The 21832-nt window shown below is 36.5% G+C and carries 10 protein-coding genes and 3 pseudogenes; 8 read left to right on the top strand and 5 right to left on the bottom strand.

All coding sequences use genetic code 11. The features are described 5' to 3' along the window. Positions 1 to 151 precede the first annotated feature (151 nt). Both TERY_RS14105 and TERY_RS14100 read left to right on the top strand, forming a co-directional pair. Positions 152 to 2170, top strand: a complete 2019-nt coding sequence (locus tag TERY_RS14105) for a DNA-directed RNA polymerase subunit gamma (protein WP_011612460.1) — start codon at positions 152 to 154, stop codon at positions 2168 to 2170. 187 nt (positions 2171 to 2357) lie between these two features. Then, the gene (locus TERY_RS14100; protein WP_011612459.1) at positions 2358 to 6605 is read left to right on the top strand and encodes a DNA-directed RNA polymerase subunit beta'; all 4248 of its coding nucleotides are present in this window, start codon (positions 2358 to 2360) and stop codon (positions 6603 to 6605) included. 443 nt (positions 6606 to 7048) lie between these two features. Here the strand turns inward: TERY_RS14100 and TERY_RS33180 are convergent. From TERY_RS33180 to TERY_RS35135, 3 genes and pseudogenes are all read right to left on the bottom strand, one after another. Then, a pseudogene (locus tag TERY_RS33180) lies at positions 7049 to 7251 on the bottom strand (IS1 family transposase); the annotation flags it as partial. A 17-nt stretch (positions 7252 to 7268) separates the two neighbouring features. Then, positions 7269 to 8354 (bottom strand): annotated as a pseudogene (locus TERY_RS28060) (IS630 family transposase). A gap of 755 nt (positions 8355 to 9109) precedes the next feature. Beyond that, positions 9110 to 9307, bottom strand: a complete 198-nt coding sequence (locus tag TERY_RS35135; protein ID WP_196797045.1) for a hypothetical protein — start codon at positions 9305 to 9307, stop codon at positions 9110 to 9112. Positions 9308 to 9637: 330 nt separating this feature from the next. On the opposite strand from TERY_RS35135, the gene dprA reads away from it, so the two are divergent. The 5 genes from dprA to TERY_RS35125 all read left to right on the top strand — a co-directional run bounded on the left by dprA (position 9638) and on the right by TERY_RS35125 (position 14599). Continuing rightward, entirely contained in the window at positions 9638 to 10780 is a 1143-nt protein-coding gene (gene dprA / locus TERY_RS14085) for a DNA-processing protein DprA (protein WP_011612455.1), read from the top strand. Between the two features lie 166 nt (positions 10781 to 10946). After that, entirely contained in the window at positions 10947 to 11048 is a 102-nt protein-coding gene (locus TERY_RS35130) for a hypothetical protein (protein WP_196797324.1), read from the top strand. A gap of 98 nt (positions 11049 to 11146) precedes the next feature. Then, a complete protein-coding gene (locus TERY_RS14080; RefSeq protein ID WP_011612454.1) occupies positions 11147 to 11650 on the top strand; it encodes a hypothetical protein in 504 nt (167 codons plus the stop codon). A gap of 411 nt (positions 11651 to 12061) precedes the next feature. After that, complete coding sequence (locus TERY_RS14075) at positions 12062 to 12904, top strand: lysophospholipid acyltransferase family protein (RefSeq protein ID WP_011612453.1); 843 nt, start codon at positions 12062 to 12064, stop codon at positions 12902 to 12904. A 1407-nt stretch (positions 12905 to 14311) separates the two neighbouring features. Then, complete coding sequence (locus TERY_RS35125; protein WP_011612452.1) at positions 14312 to 14599, top strand: hypothetical protein; 288 nt, start codon at positions 14312 to 14314, stop codon at positions 14597 to 14599. Between the two features lie 2006 nt (positions 14600 to 16605). Here TERY_RS35125 and rlmN read toward each other — a convergent pair. Beyond that, positions 16606 to 17643: a 23S rRNA (adenine(2503)-C(2))-methyltransferase RlmN gene (gene rlmN / locus TERY_RS14065; RefSeq protein ID WP_011612451.1), complete on the bottom strand. Its 1038-nt coding sequence runs from the start codon at positions 17641 to 17643 to the stop codon at positions 16606 to 16608. A gap of 556 nt (positions 17644 to 18199) precedes the next feature. Between rlmN and TERY_RS14060 the strand changes: the two are divergent. Next, positions 18200 to 18889, top strand: a pseudogene (locus TERY_RS14060) (IS1 family transposase). A 414-nt stretch (positions 18890 to 19303) separates the two neighbouring features. Here the strand turns inward: TERY_RS14060 and pyk are convergent. Then, positions 19304 to 21067 carry a pyruvate kinase gene (gene pyk, locus TERY_RS14055; protein ID WP_011612450.1) on the bottom strand — a complete coding sequence of 588 codons (1764 nt, stop codon included), beginning with the start codon at positions 21065 to 21067 and terminating at the stop codon, positions 19304 to 19306. Positions 21068 to 21832: the final 765 nt, after the last annotated feature.

Raw genomic sequence — 21832 nt, 5'->3', positions numbered from 1 at the left:
TTTGAGAATATCAAATTCTGCCCTGGCGACTCCTATAAGGGGACGAAAAAAACAAACCTCAGTATTTCAAGCCTCTAGCCTTAGCTGTCGGTAATATTAATTAAACTCTGACGCAGGAGGCTAACTGATAACTGATACATGAATAACTGAAATGCCAAAACTTGAACAAAGATTCGATTATGTGAAAATTGGGTTAGCTTCTCCAGACAGAATTCGTGGATGGGGAGAAAGAACTCTGCCAAATGGTACTGTGGTAGGAGAAGTAACTAAACCAGAAACTATCAATTACCGGACTCTAAAACCAGAAATGGATGGGTTATTTTGCGAACGTATTTTTGGTCCGGCGAAAGACTGGGAATGTCATTGTGGAAAATATAAGCGAGTCCGACATCGGGGAATTGTTTGTGAAAGATGTGGAGTGGAAGTAACTGAGTCACGGGTGCGTCGTCACCGCATGGGACATATTAAGTTAGCAGCACCAGTAACTCATGTTTGGTACCTCAAAGGTATTCCGAGTTACATGGCAATTTTATTAGATATGCCATTGCGGGATGTGGAGCAAATTGTTTACTTCAATGCTTATGTGGTATTGGAACCAGGAAATCACGAAAGTTTAAGTTATAAACAACTGTTAAGTGAAGATGTTTGGTTAGAAATTGAAGACCAAATTTATAGTGAAGATTCTGAAATAGTAGGGGTTGATGTTGGTATTGGTGCTGAGGCTTTGCAGGTTTTGTTAGCAAATCTGGATCTAGAAGTAGAAGCGGAAAAACTACGGGAAGAAATTGCTAATTCTAAAGGGCAAAAACGAGCGAAGTTAATCAAGCGTTTACGGGTAATTGACAACTTTATTGCTACAGGTTCAAGACCAGAATGGATGGTTTTGGATGCAATTCCTGTTATTCCTCCAGACCTACGTCCGATGGTACAGTTGGATGGGGGTAGGTTTGCCACTAGTGATTTGAACGATCTTTACCGACGAGTAATTAATAGAAATAATCGTTTGGCGAGGTTACAGGAAATATTGGCTCCAGAGATTATCATCCGCAATGAAAAACGAATGTTGCAAGAAGCAGTTGATGCTTTGATTGATAATGGTCGTAGGGGTAGAACTGTGGTAGGTGCAAATAACAGGCCTCTAAAATCTTTGAGCGATATTATTGAAGGAAAACAGGGTCGTTTTCGGCAAAACTTGTTAGGTAAACGGGTTGATTATTCAGGGAGATCCGTAATTGTTGTTGGACCTAAGTTGGCTATTAATCAATGTGGTTTACCACGAGAAATGGCAATTGAGTTGTTTCAACCATTTGTGATTCATCGGTTAATTCGTCAGGGATTAGTGAATAATATTAAGGCTGCCAAAAAACTAATTCAAAAAGGAGACCCCAACGTCTGGGATGTACTAGAAGAAGTTATAGACGGCCATCCAGTAATGTTAAATCGCGCTCCAACTTTGCATAGATTAGGGATTCAAGCTTTTGAACCTATTTTAGTCGAAGGTAGAGCAATTCAGCTACATCCTTTAGTATGTCCAGCATTTAATGCTGATTTTGATGGAGACCAAATGGCGGTTCATGTGCCACTGTCTTTGGAGTCGCAAGCGGAGGCTAGGTTATTGATGTTGGCATCGAATAATGTTTTGTCTCCGGCAACTGGTCGCCCAATTATTACGCCTTCTCAAGATATGGTGTTGGGTTGTTATTATCTAACGGCAGAAAACCATAAACTCCAAGGTAGTAAAGCACTTTATTTTGCTAACCCTGATGATGTAATTTTAGCTTATCAACAAGATAAGATAGATTTGCATACTTATGTTTATTTGAGGTTAGCTCCTGATGTGGAGATTGAAACTGATAAACCAGAAGAAATACCTCCTGATATACAACAAATATCTGATGAACTAGTGGTTCATACTTATTGGATGCCATTGGATAGTAAAGTATTACCTAATACTTTAGGAGAGTTGAAATCAGAGCAAAAGTGCGAAAATGGGGATTTGGTGAAGGCTTATAATCTTTATAGAATCCATTATAGTCAAGAGGGAGAGATTAAGAAAGTTTATATTAAATCTCGCCAAGTTCGGCAGAGTAATGGATTAGTGACTACACAGTTTGTTGTGACAACGCCTGGTCGAATAATTATCAATCAAACAATTCAAAGTGTGCTTTAGTTCATGGCAGAACTTACAGACCTAAACAGGAAACCGAAACCGGGTGCACTGTATGGCCTGATTTTTGTAACTATGCGAAATTTCCTTGATTAACCTGGTTTCTACGTAACTCCATAGGAAATAGGAAATAGGTAGGGATGTTTTATTTAACTACTCCCCGTCAACTAACAAATAAAGGTAAAAAAACATGATTTTCTATAATAGAGTTATCAATAAGGGTCAACTGAAAAAGCTAATTTCTTGGTCTTTTAATAATTACGGTACAGCAATAACTGCACAAATGGCAAATAAGCTGAAAGATTTAGGATTCCGTTATGCAACAAAGGCAGGAGTTTCTATTAGTGTAGATGATTTACAAGTACCTCCTTCTAAACGACAACTTTTAGATGAAGCAGAGCAAGAAATTCGCAATACAACTGAACGTTATACTAAAGGGAAAATCACGGAAGTAGAACGCTTTCAAAAAGTAATTGATACTTGGAATAGTACTAGTGAAAATCTCAAAAACGAAGTAGTTCGTAACTTTAGATCAACTGATCCCTTGAACTCAGTTTATATGATGGCATTTTCTGGAGCGCGGGGTAATATATCTCAGGTTCGCCAGTTAGTTGGGATGCGTGGTTTGATGGCAGATCCACAGGGGGAAATTATTGACTTACCAATTAAGACGAATTTCCGGGAGGGTTTAACTGTAACTGAGTATATTATCTCTTCTTACGGTGCGCGGAAAGGTTTAGTTGATACAGCCTTGAGAACTGCTGACTCTGGTTATTTGACACGTCGTTTGGTTGATGTTTCTCAAGATGTAATAGTTCGGGAAGCAGACTGTGGCACTAAGCGGGGAGTGATGGTAACTAGTATGAAAGATGGTGATCGTGTTTTGATTCCGGTCAAGGATAGACTATTAGGAAGAGTTTTAGCTGATGATGTCAAGGATCCAAAAACAGGAGAAATTGTTACTCAAGGCCATATTCAGGCGGTAAAAAATCAAGTATTAACCGAGGATTTGGCAAAAGCTATAGGTAAAGCAGGTGTAGAAAATGTGTTTGTGCGATCGCCTTTAACTTGTGAATCACCGCGATCTGTCTGTCAAACTTGCTATGGGTGGAGTCTCGCTCACGGTCATATGGTTGACATGGGAGAAGCTATTGGGATTATTGCTGCCCAGTCGATCGGTGAGCCAGGTACCCAATTAACTATGCGAACATTCCATACTGGAGGAGTCTTTACAGGAGAAGTGGCCCGTCAATTCGTAGCATCTTTTGGAGGTGTAGTCAAATATCCATCTAATGTGCGTACCAGATCATTCCGAACTCGTCATGGGGATGAAGCAATGATTGCAGAGAATAATTTTGATATGATAATATTAGGAGTTGATGGTCGTAAAGAAACTATACCTATCGCTCAAGGTTCTATTTTAATGGTGCAAAATAACCAGCAGGTATCAGCAGGCATAGTTTTAGCAGAAGTACCAAAGGTAGGTCAGGTCAGAAAAACCACTGAAAAAGTAACAAAAGAAGTTGCTTCAGACCTAGCAGGAGAACTTAAATTTGCTCAGTTGGTGCAAGAAGAAAAGGTAGATAAACAAGGAACAACAACTCGCATTGCTCAAAGAGGTGGTTTGATATGGATATTAGAAGGAGAAGTATATAATTTGCCACCAGGTGCAGAAGCAATGGTAAAAAATGGCACTAGGATTAATATTAACAGCGTACTTGCGGAAACTAAATTAGTAACCGAACATGGTGGTGTGATCAGAATCTCTTCTTCTCCTTTGTACAGTCCTGAGAAGCAAAATGAGACAAATGTTTTGGCCCAAGCTACTCAAGAATCAACAATAGATGAGTTAGAAGCCTCAATGACGGGAACTTCTGCCCAACTGCCAATAAATACTGAAATGCCGGATAATTTGCCTCGTGAGATTGAGGTGATTACGGCAAGTGTGCGACTAGACCAGGCGAAAGTTCGGTTGGAAAGTATTTCCAACCGCGAGCAATATATCATTGAGACCCAAAATGATCAACGGTTTGCCCTAAAAGTTACCCCTGGTAGTAAGGTTGGCAACCACGAAGTTATTGCTGAGCTTTTAGACGAAAATTATCAAACTTCTACAGGTGGTATCATTAAATATGCTGGAGTAGAAGTTCTCAAACGTGGTAAAGCGAAACAAGGCTATGAGGTAGTAAAAGGTGGTACGTTGCTATGGATTCCTGAAGAATGCCATGAAGTTAATAAAGACATATCTTTACTTTTGGTAGAAGACGGTCAATATGTGGAAGCTGGTACAGAAATAGTTAAGGATATTTTCTGTCAGTCTAATGGAGTAACAGAAGTACACCAGAAAAATGATATTCTCAGAGAAGTTGTAATTAAACCAGGCAAACTACATAGTGGGAACTATGAAATAGATTTAGGGGATTTAACCCTGATGGATGGTCAAATTGCTACACCGGGAGAGGAAGTAATTCCAGGATTAGTAACATCTGAGTTAAAGTACATTGAGTATATAGAAACACCAGAGGGTCCTGGTTTATTATTGCGACCTGTGACTGAATTTCATGTGCCGGATGAACCTGGTGTGCCTTCTCAGAAATCAATTAATTCTTCTATTGAGTTACGGGCAGTACAACGAATTCCTTTTAAGGATGGGGAAAGAGTTAAATCTGTAGAAGGTATAGAATTGCTGCGCACCCAGTTAGTATTGGAGATTGGAGAAGAAGCCCCTCAATTAGCTGCTGATATTGAGTTATTACCAGACCTAGAGGAAGAGGGAATAATGCGTTTGCAGTTGGTAATTCTAGAGTCTTTAGTCATTCGACGAGATGTGGTAGCAGATACAACTCAAGGTAGTACAAGTACTCGATTATTAGTTAAAGATGGAGATGTTATTGAAGCTGGAGGGGTAGTATCTCGCACACAGATATTATCTAAAAAATCTGGTGAGGTTCGCGGTATCCGAGAAGGTTCAGAAGCTATTCGTCGTATTTTGATAGTTCGAGAAGCAGATTTAGTTAAAATACCAGTAAATACTTTACCTTCTGTAGTTGAAGGTGATTTGTTGGTTGCTGGTACCGAAATTGCTCCGGGAATAGTTATTCCAAGGTCTGGTCTGGTGTCAAAAGTTGAGGAAACTGTTTTAAATGATGGTAGTAAAGGTTATCAGGTAATCTTGCGTAAAGGCAGACCTTATCGTGTTTCTACGGGAGCAGTATTGCTGACTATGGATGGAGATTTAGTGCAACGGGGAGATATTTTGGTACTGTTGGTGTTTGAGCGGACTAAGACTGGGGATATTATTCAGGGTTTACCTCGGATTGAAGAGTTGTTGGAGGCACGTAAACCCAAAGAGTCTTGTATTTTAGTAAAATATCCTGGTCAAGCTCAGGTTAATGTTAATGATGATAATGTAGAGGTGAGCGTGGTCTCCAGTGATGGCACAATCACAGATTATCCTCTAGGTCATGGCCAGAATGTGATTGTTGCTGATGGACAAAATGTTAACGTGGGTGAAGCTCTGACAGATGGACCTCAGAATCCCCATGAAATTCTGGAGACTTTCTTCAACTATTACCGAGAACATGAAAGCGCTTATGAAGCCTGCCTGAGGAGTTTTGAGGCGTGTCAGAGGTTTTTGGTTAATCAGGTGCAAGCAGTGTATCAGTCTCAGGGTATAGATATTTCTGATAAGCATATTGAGGTAATTGTGCGTCAGATGACAGCTAAGGTGAGGATTGATGATGGTGGTGATACTACTATGTTACCTGGGGAATTGATAGAGTTGCGACAAGTGGAACAGGTTAATGAGGCTATGTCTATTACGGGTGGAGCCACTGCTCAATATACACCAATGTTGTTGGGGATTACAAAAGCGTCCCTAAATACAGATAGCTTTATTTCAGCAGCAAGTTTCCAAGAGACTACACGGGTGTTGACGGAAGCTGCAATTGAGGGTAAGTCTGATTGGTTAAGGGGATTGAAAGAGAATGTAATTATTGGGCGATTGATTCCTGCTGGTACTGGTTTTAATGCTTATGAAGATGCCCTGAGTGCAGAGATTAATCGTTTGGAACAAAATTGGGATGATGATCTCGATATTTTTGAGGAAGGTGATTTGCAGAGTGTGGTTTTAGATGATCAGACAGCTCGTTCATTAGAATTTGAAAACAGTCTAAATTTGTCATCTGCGAATCAGAATTTTGTAGATTCTCAGGGCAAACCTCAAAGTCAAAGTTCATTTATAGATGATAGTATGTCTGAGTTTTCTCCAGTTAAAGATAAGTCTGGGTCAGTTTTAGATGATTCAGATTTCCCTCCTGGTAATTTTGATTCAGATTTCCCAGCTGATAATTATGACCTAGAGCATGAAATAGATTTAGAGGATGATGTTTATGATGGTTATGATGATTTTGATGAGAATACACCAGATTTAATTTAGGTACAAAGTAATAAGTATTTAGCTCTTAGCAATAGACCTATCCAAAAATTCCAATTTTGGAACATTAGGGTAAGGGTGTGAGAACCTTTTGTGGAGAGATATATATCAAATCTAGTAGTATTAAAGTCATTAGCGTTTGCTGAGTGCGATTCGTTGAGGCAAAGAAGCCATTCAATATCATGGTTCACATCTCTCAAAATGATTAATAGTCATCAGGGATGATAGCTGATAACTGCTAATTAGGCTAGATTATTCCTCTCCTCAAAGTTCGGGAGTAACTTCGTAGGTCAGGTTTAATTGAGTAGCGTCCATTACTCGATCGTGCATGGCCTAAATATAAGTAAAAGCTCAAGGACTATAGTTGAAGCTGGAAAAGTTTTCTGTCATGGATAGGCACACGAATTCTATTAAACTGTCTTAACCCTAGCTTGGGGTAATTATCCTTAGTAGTGCAGGCCACAAAGTGTGGGATGAGTTAGCAAGTCGTTCCAAATCCAGGGTGCGGCTAATCCTGCCCTTTGTGCTGCTGTATTGTCTTTACGAGTATGAATCCAAATCCAATTGAAGTAAGCGTTAGCTAACCTAACCGTTATCTCTCGGGTGTAGCCAGATATTACCAAATTTCTGCATATCGGCGATGCCACCTACTTATATCAAGTCATATTAATTAACCATAATATAAGTATCTTTAGACATGACTTGAGGCCACCAATGGTAGAAAGTGATTCCTCGGAGCCAATCTGGTCTTCTCAGTAAATGGCAACAACGTTGTTCAATCAGTTCTTCTACCTCTGCGATCGAGTCAAACCCCTGATTAGCCACAACTTAATTGACCAAAGGCCATAATCTCTCAATTGGCTATAGCTCAGGAGAGTAAGGAGGTAGGGGGAATAAATCAATACCATCAGGCACCTCCAAGCGATCGCTTGTATGCCACCGAGCTCGATATAATACTAGAATTACTAGCTTTTTAGCTCCAATCTCAAAGTGGTTGGCAAAATCTTGCAGTAGGGTACTAAACAAATATGTCCTGACTTGTGGTAATATCCACCAATAGGTTTGGCCTGTTTCTGGTTCTAGGAAGGCATACAACCATAACCATTCCCGTTTCCAAATTGACACTCCCTAGTGGTTGTTGGCCAGTCTCTACATAAGTTCGTCTCAGTATCGGGTTAAGACCTATACGATGTTCATCTTGGCTCCATACAGAGAGTTTAGCTTCAGGGTACTGCTTTTGTAACTTTTCTACTTCTGTTGTCAGTTTTTTTTCCAATCTTGTTGCTGTTGAGGGTTAGACTTGCCTAGGCTAGGTCTAGGTACTTTGAGAGTAAAATTCATTTGCTTTAAAATTCGCCATCCTTGTTGAGGTGAAACGGGACGTTCTAACAATTCACAGAGATAATCTGCCACTTTACGGCCATTCCAAAGTCCACCATCTGGAGCATTATCAGACAAAATTTGATATAGTTGGGCTTGTTGCTCATCAGTTAGCATCGGAGGGACTCCCTGATTAGTCTGTCTACTATCGCCTAAGTTTTATGCTCCCTGACGATTGTAGCGCCATACTAACTCGTAAATCCAACTACGCTTATATCCTTTTACCTGAGCCACTTCTTCACTGGTTTTGCCCATAGCTATCAACCAGATTATTTGATAGTGAGAACGTTCAATAGGTTCTTTAGCTTGAGGATAGCGTTTTTCTAATTCTTCAACACTTAGGTGATCTTCTATACTGACTCCCTTGGGCATTAGTCATATTCGTTTTATTTTTTGCTTAGTCTATATTAACCGACATGCAGATCTTCATACATGTTTATGTATATTTAAATTTTCAAATAGACTTATAGGAAAAATTTTCATTCTAGAACTTAATATCAATAAAATTTATCAATAACTAATTTTTTATGAGAAAATCAGTTACAATTCTTTATGACAGTGAAAATTGATGCCTATAGCTATAAGATTTTCAGGGAGTGCATTCGAGGCGTTTTATTGATCAAACTTATCAATTTAATGTTAAGAAGTGTGGAATGTGGATATTAAGGTTATTTAATGTGACTTGATATTAGAAGCTGTCTGACAATTCCTTGAGTTCGCTCCTTATGGTGGGTTTGGTCTTTACCAATGATTTGCTCTACTTCTGGGTGTATGACTCGTTCATCCCCTCCCCAATCATCTGTATACTATTGTTTGCAGCTAGTCTTCCCTTCTGTGTGGAAAATTAATTCTTCAATAAACTGGTCAGTATCTTTACTTACTCACTTCACTTAAAATTAATTCGCTGGATGAGGCTTGAGTCATGCCTATCCAACAGTCACCTTCTGTCAATTCATTCATATGACAATGTTTTTGTTTTTTTGAACAAATTACCAAAATTCATCACTGCTAACCTGTGAGGTTTTGAGATTTTCTGCATGGCTATTATGAATCATTTGTCCTTTTTGAGAGACCGCCCTGAACAAACTGACTATCGTATTATAGGCGAGATTCACTGTTCGACTAATTCATCTTAAACTACTACCTTCAACATGAGGCTGTAGCAACCTAGGGCATTTGCTCTGGTTCAAATTTTCGCCGATAGTAGAGAGTCTGAAAAATTTTAGTGAAAGTTTGTAGGCATTCAGAACGATAATATCGCTGAGAATATTACTAGTCTTTCCATGTTTATGAGTTTTGTGATGGGCATACAGAGGATATCCCATAATAATTGATAGTATTTAGGGATAATACTCATCTTATCATTGCCATACTTTCTTTAGGTTGTGAAAATTAAAAAACTAGAAATTAACTCCGAAACTCTTACTCATTGACTATAGCTCCCAAACCCCTATGTTAAAAAGCAGTAAGATTTTACACACAAATAAAATAGTATTACCATATACGATAACTTATTCAACTTGAAAGGGTAGACCTAAGACCTTGTTTTTTTGGTCAAGAATTACTTCTGAGTTATGAAAAGTTTTTTGGGTTTCCTCCCTCAACCCAGCCTAAAATAAATTCAAAACCGATCATTACTCCAAAGGATAAAAGAATTGACAGAAGAACGCGCCTATTGGTTAGCATGGGCAAACATTAGTGGTTTAGGTCCAATTGCTCTACAAAAACTCAAACAAAAATTCAACACCCTGGCCATAGCTTGGACATCAACCCCAAAAGAATTAGGCCAAATATCAGGGTTTGGCCGTCATACAATAGACAAAATAGTTGAAGAGCGATCGCGCATCAACCCCGAACAACTCCTCAAACAACACATAGAGAAAAATCCCAATTTTTGGACACCAGCAGACCCAGACTATCCTCGTCTCCTGCAAGAAATTCCCACACCTCCGCCTCTGCTATATTATCGAGGTATAGTAGACTTGCAAGAAATACTAGGTATTACTCCCACAGTAGGAATAGTTGGCACCAGAAACCCTTCGGAATATGGTCGTCGTTGGACTCGAAAAATAAGTTCAATCTTAGCAAAAAGTGGCTTTACAATTGTTTCAGGATTAGCAGCAGGAATTGACACAGAAGCTCATAGTGCTTGTCTAGAAGTAGGAGGAAGAACTGTTGCTGTCTTTGGAAACGGGGTTGATATTGTTTATCCTAGGCAAAATAAAAGTTTAGCTGAACAAGTTGTTAAACAGGGTTTAGCTGTTAGTGAATATCCCGCAGGAACTAAACCAAATTCTAAACATTTTCCCCAGCGAAATAGAATTATTGCGGGATTAAGTAGAGCGGTTTTAATTATGGAAGCTCCACAAAAATCTGGTGCTTTAATTACAGCAGATATGGCAAATGAATTCTGTCGAGATGTGTATGTTTTACCCGCTCGTTTAGATGACCAAAAATCTTATGGTTCTTTGCAGCTAATTAATAAAGGTGCCGAGGTAATTCCGATTACTATGGATAGATTATTAGAAATGTTAGGAGCCATGCCATCTTTAGATATTGATGTAGAAGAATATTCGGAACAATTATCTTTGTTTAACGATAAAAACCAGACTGATATGCCAAATTTAGAACCTATGTTAGCTGAGATTTTTAAACATATTTCTACTGAGCCTATTGTTTTAGATTTAATCATTCAAAAAACAGGTTTATCATCAGGGGAAGTTTCTAGTTCTCTCCTACAATTAGAATTATTAGGATTAGTGACTCAATTACCAGGAATGCGTTATCAAAAGAATTAATAATTTTCTCATTTATATTAATGCCGTTTTTAGATATTGATGTAGGATAATATTCGGAAAAATTATCTTTTTTTAATGATAAAAAGCAAACTTATCAGCTAAATTTATAACCAATTTTATCTGAGATTTTAAACATATTTATACTGAACTTATTGTTTGATATTTAATCATTCAAAAAACTGATTTATCATCAGGAAAATTTTCTAGTTATCTTCTACAATTAGAATTATTAGGATTAATGACTCAATTACCAGGAATACGTTATTAAAATAATTAATATTTTTTTCATTGATTCAATACATTTATCATTCTTACTTCTGATTTAATTAATATTAAGATATTTTTCCTTATTCCTTCTTACTTAATATGTTGAATCTAAAATTATTACTATATCTTTCCTTCTTCTTGCTTTCTGATCTCCTATTCCTTTTACCTGCAACTGCTAAACCTAAAGTTATTTTTCCTGTCTGTCCGAGAAGTTCAATTTCTCAACTACCTCAACCTCCTTTATCCCAAACTAAACCAAGCATTCCTAGTTTCTGGTTAACTAAGGATTTATTTGGTGCTAAACTTCTTGAGACTTGGTTTGTTAACCCCGATGATACATGGGTAATTTTGGTAGTAAATCAATTAACTTGGGAAAAGCAAGAATATATGGATATTTATAAATTTATAAATCATTTTGGTAGGATAGCTAGAGAATATGGTTACAACTTGCAAATATGTCAACCTCTTCAAAAAAAACCAATTGCTGCTTATTTTTGTGAATTTGAAACTGCTCCATTAAACTGTTATGTAGAAATTAAATCTAGATTTAGTAGCAGTTTGTTTGATAGACCAAAAAAATTTCCATTTCCTACCATTAAATAGCTACTTCTTACTAAAACTATTCATCAGCATTTAAAATCAGATAACTGGAATCTGCTATAATTAATATTTAAGTATTTAGCCTTCAGTTATTAGCTAGTATCCTGGGTATAAACTTTGTAGTTCAGCTATGAATTATAACTCATTATCTTCAAAGGAGAAATTCATCTCCAAGGAGAACTAAAAGTTGTCTTTGCTCAGTATTCCCCAGGAAAGAAAAAAAGTCATCATCTAACCCTAGTAGTTGCTGCTAAAAGCTGAATACTTAAATTAATATGATGTAGCAATATATCATGATATTAGAGAAAGTACTCTTATAGTCAAATCATGATCACTTTTCTATGATAACTTATTTATCTTCAAAATCATTTAGGATTAGTATAGTAATATAGTAACTAATAACTAATAACTGAAATGACTGCTAATCAACAAAATATGCGTCAACCTTATGATGGTTGGTCATTAGATGAGCGTGACCCAGAAGTAATTAAGTCGATGATGCCATTGTGGGAATGGTTTTATCGTTATTACTTTCGTGTTCAAACTGATGGTTGGCATCATATTCCTGATGAGAAAATTCTTATAGTTGGCTCTCATAATGGTGGTTTACCAGCTCCAGATATGCATATGTGTATGTATGATTGGTTTAAAAGGTTTGGTCCAAAACGTTTGGTTTATGGACTAATGCACCAGAATGCCTGGTCAGCTTTCCCTAGTACAACAACCTTAGCTGTACAATGTGGAGCAGTTAGAGCCCATCCGAAAATGGGGATCGCTGCCTTCCAAAGAAATGCCTCTGTAATTGTTTATCCTGGCGGGGGTCCTGATGTTTTCCGTCCCCATTCTATGCGAAACAAAATTTATTTTGCTGGACGTAAAGGCTTTATTAAATTAGCTTTGCGTGAAGAAGTTCCTATTGTACCAATGATTTCTAATGGTGCTCATGATACTTTAATCGTACTAGCTGATTTTTATGAACAAGCAAAACAACTTCATAAGTGGGGGATGCCGTGGTTATTTGATCTTGACCCAGAGGTCTTTCCTATTTATATAGGTTTGCCTTGGGGATTAGCTATTGGGCCTTTGCCTAATTTCCCCTTTCCAGTACAGATCCATACTCGGGTTTGTCCCCCCATTGTGTTTGAACGTTATGGACGTAAGGCAGCTAGTGATCGCGCTTATGTTGATGCTTGCTATCAAAAAGTTCTCACCCAAATGCAGCAAGAGTTAGACGAATTAATATTATCAACGTCATAATTTTTTATCAACTCAACAAGTTAATGATGGTTAGTCATTAGATGAGCATGACCCAGAAGTAATTAACTCAATGATGCCATTGTAGGAATGGTTTGATCGTTATTACTTTTACGTTCAAATTTATGGTTTGCATTACATTCCTAATAAGAAAATTCTGGTTGTGGTTCAAGAAAGTGTGGAAATGTTAATATATAGTCATCGAACTTGAGGCATGAGAGACTTTTTGAAAGTACAATACCTTAAGGTATACAAGACTTTGAACATTTAACTTTTTATCATTTTTCAGTTAAATAACTATAACTATTTCTTTAGTAAGTTTGGTTTCTTGAGTTAAGGCAAACCATTAAAAGATGAAGGCCATCTTCAGCACAGTTGATTTAGGGAGTTTATTAGTGGGACTTCAAAAAATAGACCCATAAAAAGGCTAAAACATATATTTTCAAAGGCTTTGACTTCAAAAAGGTATAAATCCTGAATTCCCAAGGGGTCTAGTCCTTTTTATGGCGTCGACGTAATTCTCTTGTTTAGACAGGCTTTGACAACTTTTTATACAAAAAAAGGTCTGATACTAATTCTCAAAAACTTTGCTATACTTAGATTTTATATTTCTGGGGTTGGTAGATAAAAGTATAATGAGGAAAGAATGCGATCGCTAGACAGTTAAATGCACTACATCCCATTTCTTCTCAATAAGGATTTTTTTTATTTGAAGTATAATTTAATTCTCGAATGCACATCCATTTATATATATAGCTTTCAGCTATTTTTCGCCCCGTGATGGTCAAGATTTTTAACTGTTATAGCAATCGAACAAAAGCTTAGGACGCTCTCTCTATTTCGGATTTGCTCATATAACCGAGATTGATATCTTAACCTATGCTTCGACTGCTATACTTCCTCCATTACAGCGCTTTTCATATGAGTGAACCACAAAAGTGTAAAATGTAACTCAAGATAAAATACTTATCTAGAGCGATATAGCTGGCACACTTGCTCCGCTGAAAACTGCTGTAAAATGAAGCAAATTTTAACCTAAATAACTAAACTGGACAGTAAAAAGTTTTTGTATTCATAAAACAGTTGGTTTCATTTGAAAAAATACTCCAAAGCAGGATTATTTGTTGGCCTTATGCCCACACAGCTAGTATAAAGCGAACTCTTTCAATAGAAGAGTCCCAATGCAAATCACAACAGCGATATCTGAGAGTCACCATCTTAGTGTAAAGTAGTAGAGTTTCTGTCATGAAGCAATCTTTTTCGTCAAACAAGTTGCGTAATTTGACTGTTAACCCCAAACGCAAGATCTGCGACGACTGCGTTTGAGGAGTGGTGTTGGTGGAGGATATTTCCCAACTGCATTGTATCGGACTCTGGTAATTAAGGTTTGCTGAAAAAGTATGAAAATAGTTGATTTTTTATTCAATAAAAATTGATGTTTATCAAAAATTATCATCATTTATTCAACTAGAAGTTGAAATTATTAAAAACACCCAGACAAAAAACTATAAAAAAAGAGAAAAAGCCTCTTTGAAGAGGGTAAAAAGGTTGATTACTAAAAAAGTCAAAAAAGTAATTGCGATTGCAGTTGTGGAAGTTTTAGAAAGTTTAGCTATTACTTTTTTTATGACTAAATCCTCTTTTGCCACCGGCAAAATTTACCTTCAATATGGTGACCTAATCTTTCATCGCTCCTGAGCTTATTTTTTCTGTTCTTTATCAATATTTTTGGGTGCTCTTCCCTAATGAACCACTGATTCTAATACCTTTGTCTTTACAGAATTTTCCGTTTTCTCATGTTAGCTAAATTTGGTCTGTATGAACTGACTCTGTATAATAACCCGTGTATTTTTTCCACTATTCAACTTGAGCCTTTAAATCTTGAAATTCCTTATAGTTATCCGAATTTATTCTATGTAAAAATATATATCCATCTATACAACTTACAGATATTTGGGCTCCAAATTCTGTATTTTTCCCCTTTTTCCTCTTACTATTGGACGCATATCAGGTTGATTTAAACTTACTATTTTTTTATTTATTCGTTGTTATTTGTTATCCCACATTAATTGTTGTTGATTATAAAATTTACGAAAATCCAACAATATTTTATATTGTCTAGTACTCAAATTTTCATAACTGAAAAATTCTCAATTAACAGACTTTTAATTGCTTAATTTTTTACTTAAATATTTCAGTTTTTTTTATAGTTTCCCTAATAGAATTAGGAGTTTTTCGTCTTTTTTTTCTACCTTTAAATATTCCTTTCTTGTTGTTTGAATGTGAGTAATAATTTTTTGTTGAAACTAGCTTTTAACAGCATTTTAATAGAATATATTAGATAATTTCGGTTTTAATTATGCCATTATTTAATAGATTTAAGTGCATCAGATAGTTGATATCGGAGAGAGCGCAGGTGGCATCTATAATTAATTTACTTTTATTTTTACACTCCTTTATTTTTTCTAATAAGGTTGTTTTTTTTACTTCATCTTCCTGATTTTTACTCTAATTTTTCACCACATCTCAATTAATTTTATTGATTAAATCTGTACCTATTCCTTCTCTAAAATGAAACAAAATTAACGCCCCTAATTCCATTCTAAATTTCATCCAGGTGCTCCTATGTATGGTAGAGAAAAAGATTACATATACATCTTCATATTTCTCCTAAGAAATTAAACTAGCCATCACTACCCAAGGATTTTCTGGGGATAATTAGCCATTAAACGGCAGTTGAAAATTTTCTGGTGGAGTATCAGGTTGGCCAACTTTTTTGTACATAGTGTGTGCATTATAGAGGTTTATTTTAGCTGAAAATTAGATACTATTTATGATGAAAAATACCTAAAATCATTACTGTGTAAGTTTTTTATATTTATTCAGTAAACTCTAATTAAGTGTCGCAAGTAAATCCTCAACTCTTTAATCAACTCTTTAGAAGCAAAATAAGCATCAAGGATGATATAGCTACCAGTATGGATAAGTTCTAACTACAAACTAGACATTCATTCTACATGGTGGATAATTTTTGGGCACTAATCACCCTGGGAATGGAACCAGTGCAAAGTTTAGGTGTAGTAATGTTGTGTTAGTCCCACAGTAAGTCGATAACTCATAACTGCCTGATGTTGGTTGCATAAAAGAATTCCCCAAATTCGTACGTATAACGAAACATTCATAAGTAGCATGACTACTAAACACTGGACGTAAGTTGGTCAAGATTGGCTCTAGACAACGTATTACGTGCATCCTGAAAGTATTAGAGCTGGTCAAATTTAAGAATCATTAACCAGTATGCACGATTCCCCGACTTTTAGCGGGGAATATTTTTTTCTACCGAGAACTTTGTACTGTCCAGTAACTAAAGTGTTTTTGAATTAAAGTAGTTAAGCGTTTGCTCCGCGTGGCGTATCGCCAGGTGCGCATAAAACTATAGTAAAGATCGCGCTTTTTTATCATGCACTATATATAGTGTCTTTGCGTAAGTCCTGATCTACCAAAATTTTAGATTATGTCTTTTATAGAGGTTTAGCTTGCCCAACCTGATACCAAACTTCACTAACTCATTACCCCCAACGCTCATAACAATAACACCGATGATACGAAACTTAATATCAGAAATCAGAAGTAATTTTTGACTGAGTTTGAGTATTTATAAATGTCCTAACTTATTTACATACTGCCATAACTAATAACTGATTTTAAACCCGCGAAGCCCGTAATTGTCCACAAGCTGCATTAGCTTCTAGACCACGGGAATAACGAATGCTAACTGCAATATTTTGTTCTGCCAAAGCATTAGCAAAAGTTTTTATCATCTCCTGAGTAGGTCGTTGATAATCAACTTCACTAATAGGATTATAAGGAATTAAATTAACATGACACTGAAACCCACGCATATTTTTTGCTAATTCTCTAGCATGATCTGGTAAATCATTAAAACTTGCTAACAAAATATATTCAAAACTAATTCTCCGCTTTGTTATCTTGACATATTCACGGCATTCTGATATCAAATCAGCTAAAGGATAAAACTTAGCACTAGGAATCAGATGTTCCCGCAATCTTTGATTAGAAGCATGAAGACTAACAGCAAGGGTCACCTGCAATTTATGTTGAGCTAATTGCCGGATGCGATCACGAATCCCCGAAGTCGAGATAGTTATCAAACGTTGCCCAATACCTAAATCTTGATTCAGAGACCTAACTGCAGCCAAAACATTTTTAGTATTCAGCAGAGGTTCCCCCATTCCCATAAACACGATATGGCTGACCCGTCGCTCAAAATCTTCTTGCACCGTTAGTACTTGATCGATAATTTCATGTGCTTCTAGGTTACGGCTAAAACCACCCTTACCAGTAGCACAAAAATCACAGGCCATTGGACAGCCAACCTGAGAAGAAACACAAACAGTTAAGCGTTTATAAGTAGGAATACCCACAGTTTCAATTATATTGCCATCTGATAATTTTAGCAAATATTTAACTGTAGCATCTGGAGCAACAGAGCGATGATGTATGACAGAACGACCAATAGGAAAATTACTAATTTCCTCACGCCATTGTTTGGAAAATACAGTAATATCTGCAAGAGACTTAGCCCCTTTTTGATAAATCCATTGATATAGTTGTTTACCTCGATAAGCAGGTTGTCCCTGTTGTTGCACCCACTCAGTTAACTTAGCTAAGGATAAACCAAGGAGAGGAGTTTGAGTAGGAGTTTTGAAAGATTGAGTCATCGGTGATTAAGATATTTGTAAAATAATTTTTATGTAATTGTAGCACAAGCTTCCAATGATCTTATACATTAACCAAACCCTGTTGAGAGTTTTACCATCAATTGCTATTATTTCTACTTCAGTTATTTGACTTAATGACTTAAATGGCAAAAAACATTGCTGTAATTAATAGGCTCAAGACTTGCAAAAACTCGCCCAAGCTTTATGGTGAGATGGAGTTCCATTAGGCAGTTCTCAAAAAAAATTTAGCTATTCACTTTTAGATTTACCTAAAAATTCTATATCTATCCAGGTATCCGTGACACAAATTACATCACAAATATAATTGTAATAACATCAATTAATTTCTGGTGTTTTGTTCTCTCAAATCTGGGGTCTTATAATTTACTAAAATATTCATAAATACTCTTTTTTTCAGAACTTTTATTGTTAAATATTGAGAGTATTTAGATAACAATTATCATTCATAACTTTCTAATTTAAAAGCTATCGTTGGTGAATCAAGATATGAGTTAATGTATTATTAAAATAAATTTTAACTCTATAGTCTCAAATCATGGAATACCGAGAATGTAGATCTGATAATATCCGCAAAAACGGAATATATCGACAAGGGAAACAAAACTACATCTGTGTTAATTCTTCTCACCAATTTATTGATAATTATCAATTAGCGCAGGGTTATTCTGATGAATTTAAATATGAATGTTTGACAATGTATGTTAATGGAATTGGGTAAAGAGCGATCGCTCTTTCTTAAAAAAAATCATTACAATACCATAATCAATTGAATTAAACAAGTGGGTGAGTTATTACCTAACAGTTATTCTCCTCCCTAGGACTCCCCAGGTAGGAGAATTAGATGAACTGGAGAAAAAAAACAAGATTTGGATCTGGAACGCTGTAGATCATTTTAACAGAGGTATTTTGGAGTGGGTGATTGGAGAGCACATTGCAGAAACCTTTGAACCCTTATGAGCACAGGTCGAAAAGTAGAACTGTTATTTCTATGTGAGCTGATGGGTGGAAAGTATATCCACAGTTAAACTCAAATGGAATCAGATTATTAGTAAAACGTATATGACCATAGTCGAAAGAGAAAACACAAGAGTTAGGAACTATTTAGCTAGGCTACACCGAAAAACTTTGTGTAAGTCACAAGTCGGTGGAAATATTGAAATATTCTGTCGGTTTACTGATTAATGATCTTGATTGGAAAGATATTCCTGTTCCTTATCGTTCATAGCTCAACTCACCGACTCCTAAAAGCCTATTTGTATGTAACAATGTTAATTATTGTTGAGCTTTTTTTGATGGTTATAATTGTTGATAGCGTTCGTATTTATTTTAGGAAGTATCCAATATGCTCCCAGAGCCTATTCTTAAATTATATTCTGACTTGGTCATTTGTCAAAAAAATTAGATGTGTTTTGTCTGGCTATAGGGTGCAGACATAGTCTTTCTTATAGTTTAATTAATTAGTAGTAATTATATATCCTAACCAATTAACGTAGTGCTATAATATTTTATTCGGTTAAAGAGTTATAACTAAAGCTTGTAATAGAGCTTGAGCAATAAGATAGAAATCGCTCTTACCCTAGTACAAAGCATATACTTTTTGATTGCTACTCCGATCCTGGCATCAGAAACTGATAACTGATTACCTTCGATTAGTTCCAGAGTAAACCATACCTCTTTGAGCATCCAACGTCAAAATTGTTCCATCCCGAACTACATTAGTCGCATTCTTCACTCCCACGATCACTGGCAACCCCAAACGTAAACCAATAACTGCAGCATGACTGGTAACACTATCCTCTTCCGTCACCACTCCAGAAGCTTTTTGCATTGCCTCCACAAACTCAGCATTTGTCTGATTAACCACCAAAATTTCTCCATGGTTAAAATCCCGAACCTCCGTCGAATTACGAGCAACCCGAGCACGACCGCTCACAGAACCTTGACCAACTCCAGTACCTTGACCCAAAACTGCAGTTACAACCTCAACTTTAATTAAATCTGTTGAACCTGCTATGCCTTGTAAAGTACCCGCAGTCATAACTACTAAATCTCCATCAACCAATAACTCGTTTTCCTGAGCTACATTAATGGCTGATTGGAAAGTCTGACCTGCAGAAGGTAAATCCAATACTAATAGTGGTTTCACTCCCCATACAAGTTGTAACTGTCGCGCCACATCCACATGGGGAGTCACTGCTAAAATAGGAGTTTTTGGTCGAAACTTAGATACATTGCGTGCTGTTGCACCGGTTTTTGTCAGACTCATAATAGCTGCTGCATCTAACTCTTGTGCAATCTGACTAACTGCATGACTAATAGCATTGGGAATAGAATGACCTGTATCATTCATACTCGAAACGTTGCAAGTAATAACTTCTTGCTCAATGCGTTTGGCGATAGTTGCCATTGTTGTTACAGCTTCCACAGGATACTTACCCACTGCTGTCTCATTTGATAACATGACAGCATCAGTACCATCAATAATTGCATTTGCCACATCAGAAATTTCGGCACGAGTAGCGCGGGGGTTATTCACCATACTATCTAACATTTGGGTAGCAGTAATTACAGGTATTCCCATCCTGTTAGAAGTAGAAATTAGTCGTTTTTGTAACAGAGGTACCTCCTCTGCAGGTAACTCCACCCCCAAGTCACCACGGGCAACCATCACCCCATTACACAAAGCCAAAATTTCTTCCATTTGTTCGATAGCTTCGTGCTTTTCTATTTTAGCAATTACAGGAACCTTTTTCCCCGCATTAGCAATTAATTGTTTAATCTCTATAACATCCTGGGGGTTACGAACAAAACTAAGCGCTACCCAGTCTACTCCTTGGTCAAGACCAAACATTAAATCTTTTCTGTCTTTGTCTGTCAGTGCTTTAATTGACAGATAAACTCCCGGAAAGTTAACACCTTTATTATTAGAAAGAGTACCACCGACTACAACACGACAATGTAGTTCTTTCTCTGTTTTATCTACTTTCTCCACTAACATTTCTACTTTGCCATCATCAAGGAGAATTTTTGCCCCTTCCGGCACTTCATCTGCCAAAGGTTCATAAGTTACAGAAGAAATTTTTTGAGTTCCTAATTTCAAGTGACTCGTCAAAATAAAAGGGTCTCCATCCTCTAAAGATATTGAGCCTGTTTCAAATTTTCCTAATCTAATTTTTGGTCCTTGAAGATCCTGTAGAATAGCCACCGTTTGATTCAGCTCAAAAGAGGTTTGCCGGATAAGGCGAATACTATTCTGATGATCTTCATGAGTTCCATGAGAAAAGTTGAGTCGCAGGGTTGTAGCACCAGCTTTAATTAGCTCCCGAAGTACATCAGGCTTAATTGTGGCTGGGCCAATAGTGGCTACTATTTTAGTGCGACGCAGATAATTTTGTAGTTCCATGAGTTTAGGGTATTAGTAGATAGGTGAAGTAGGATAAATATCTTGATTTTTAATTATTTATGATAGTAATTACGCCAGAAATAGTCATAAAAAAAAAAATTTCAGATTTATTTAACAAATAAACATAAAAGAAGTACTCAGCACACAAATGCTAAAAATACATATGCTAGTCAACTTCTAGGGCAAGTTCTAATTTGACATAATTTTCTAATTTATTAGTTATTATATTCATGGGTAATATTGATATCTCATATTACGTTTTATTAGCTGGACTTTTGGAAAAAATGAACTAAATTAGTTGATATCCATCATCTAGCTTGACCTATACCTAAAAATACCTGTTCCGTGAATTAAATAAAGGTAGTCTGTTTTACATCTATCCCGACTAAAAATGGTTTTATAAATATGGTAACTTCTGGAAAAATTTGGTTCAAAAGAAAGGTTATCGTTCTTCTTTAGGGGGACTGTAGGGAGAAAGTAAATGCCAAAACATTACTCAAATGACAGACAATGTTATTAAATCTTGGTCTCATTTACATACATGATTTTCCTGGATATTCATGTAGGAGAAGAATATACTATGAATAAGCCGTGTTGAAAGATTAGGTAATGCAGAGAGCAAAGCATTCGATGAAATGATTAAGTCATTCAAGTCCCAAGGAGCGATATAGCTGCCCACTTAATTTTGCGATCATTATCCCGCCATCTTCCTTTCCCCCACTTCAGAAGAGGGTTTTAGAAGTTTTTTATAAAGGATAACTAAAA

The organism is Trichodesmium erythraeum IMS101 (assembly GCF_000014265.1).
GTDB classification, from domain to species: Bacteria; Cyanobacteriota; Cyanobacteriia; order Cyanobacteriales; family Microcoleaceae; genus Trichodesmium; species Trichodesmium erythraeum.
Note: the sequence above shows the minus strand (reverse complement) of the source record. Positions and strands in the feature narration are given on the sequence as shown.

What these genes read in the sequence shown, in the direction of transcription:
- TERY_RS14105 (WP_011612460.1), top strand. Translation starts at nt 152, where the DNA reads ATGCCAAAACTTGAACAAAGATTCGATTATGTGAAAATTGGGTTAGCT.
- TERY_RS14100 (WP_011612459.1), top strand. Translation starts at nt 2,358, where the DNA reads ATGATTTTCTATAATAGAGTTATCAATAAGGGTCAACTGAAAAAGCTA.
- TERY_RS35135 (WP_196797045.1), bottom strand. Translation starts at nt 9,307, where the DNA reads ATGGGATATCCTCTGTATGCCCATCACAAAACTCATAAACATGGAAAG.
- TERY_RS14080 (WP_011612454.1), top strand. Translation starts at nt 11,147, where the DNA reads ATGTTGAATCTAAAATTATTACTATATCTTTCCTTCTTCTTGCTTTCT.
- TERY_RS14075 (WP_011612453.1), top strand. Translation starts at nt 12,062, where the DNA reads ATGACTGCTAATCAACAAAATATGCGTCAACCTTATGATGGTTGGTCA.
- rlmN (WP_011612451.1), bottom strand. Translation starts at nt 17,643, where the DNA reads ATGACTCAATCTTTCAAAACTCCTACTCAAACTCCTCTCCTTGGTTTA.
- pyk (WP_011612450.1), bottom strand. Translation starts at nt 21,067, where the DNA reads ATGGAACTACAAAATTATCTGCGTCGCACTAAAATAGTAGCCACTATT.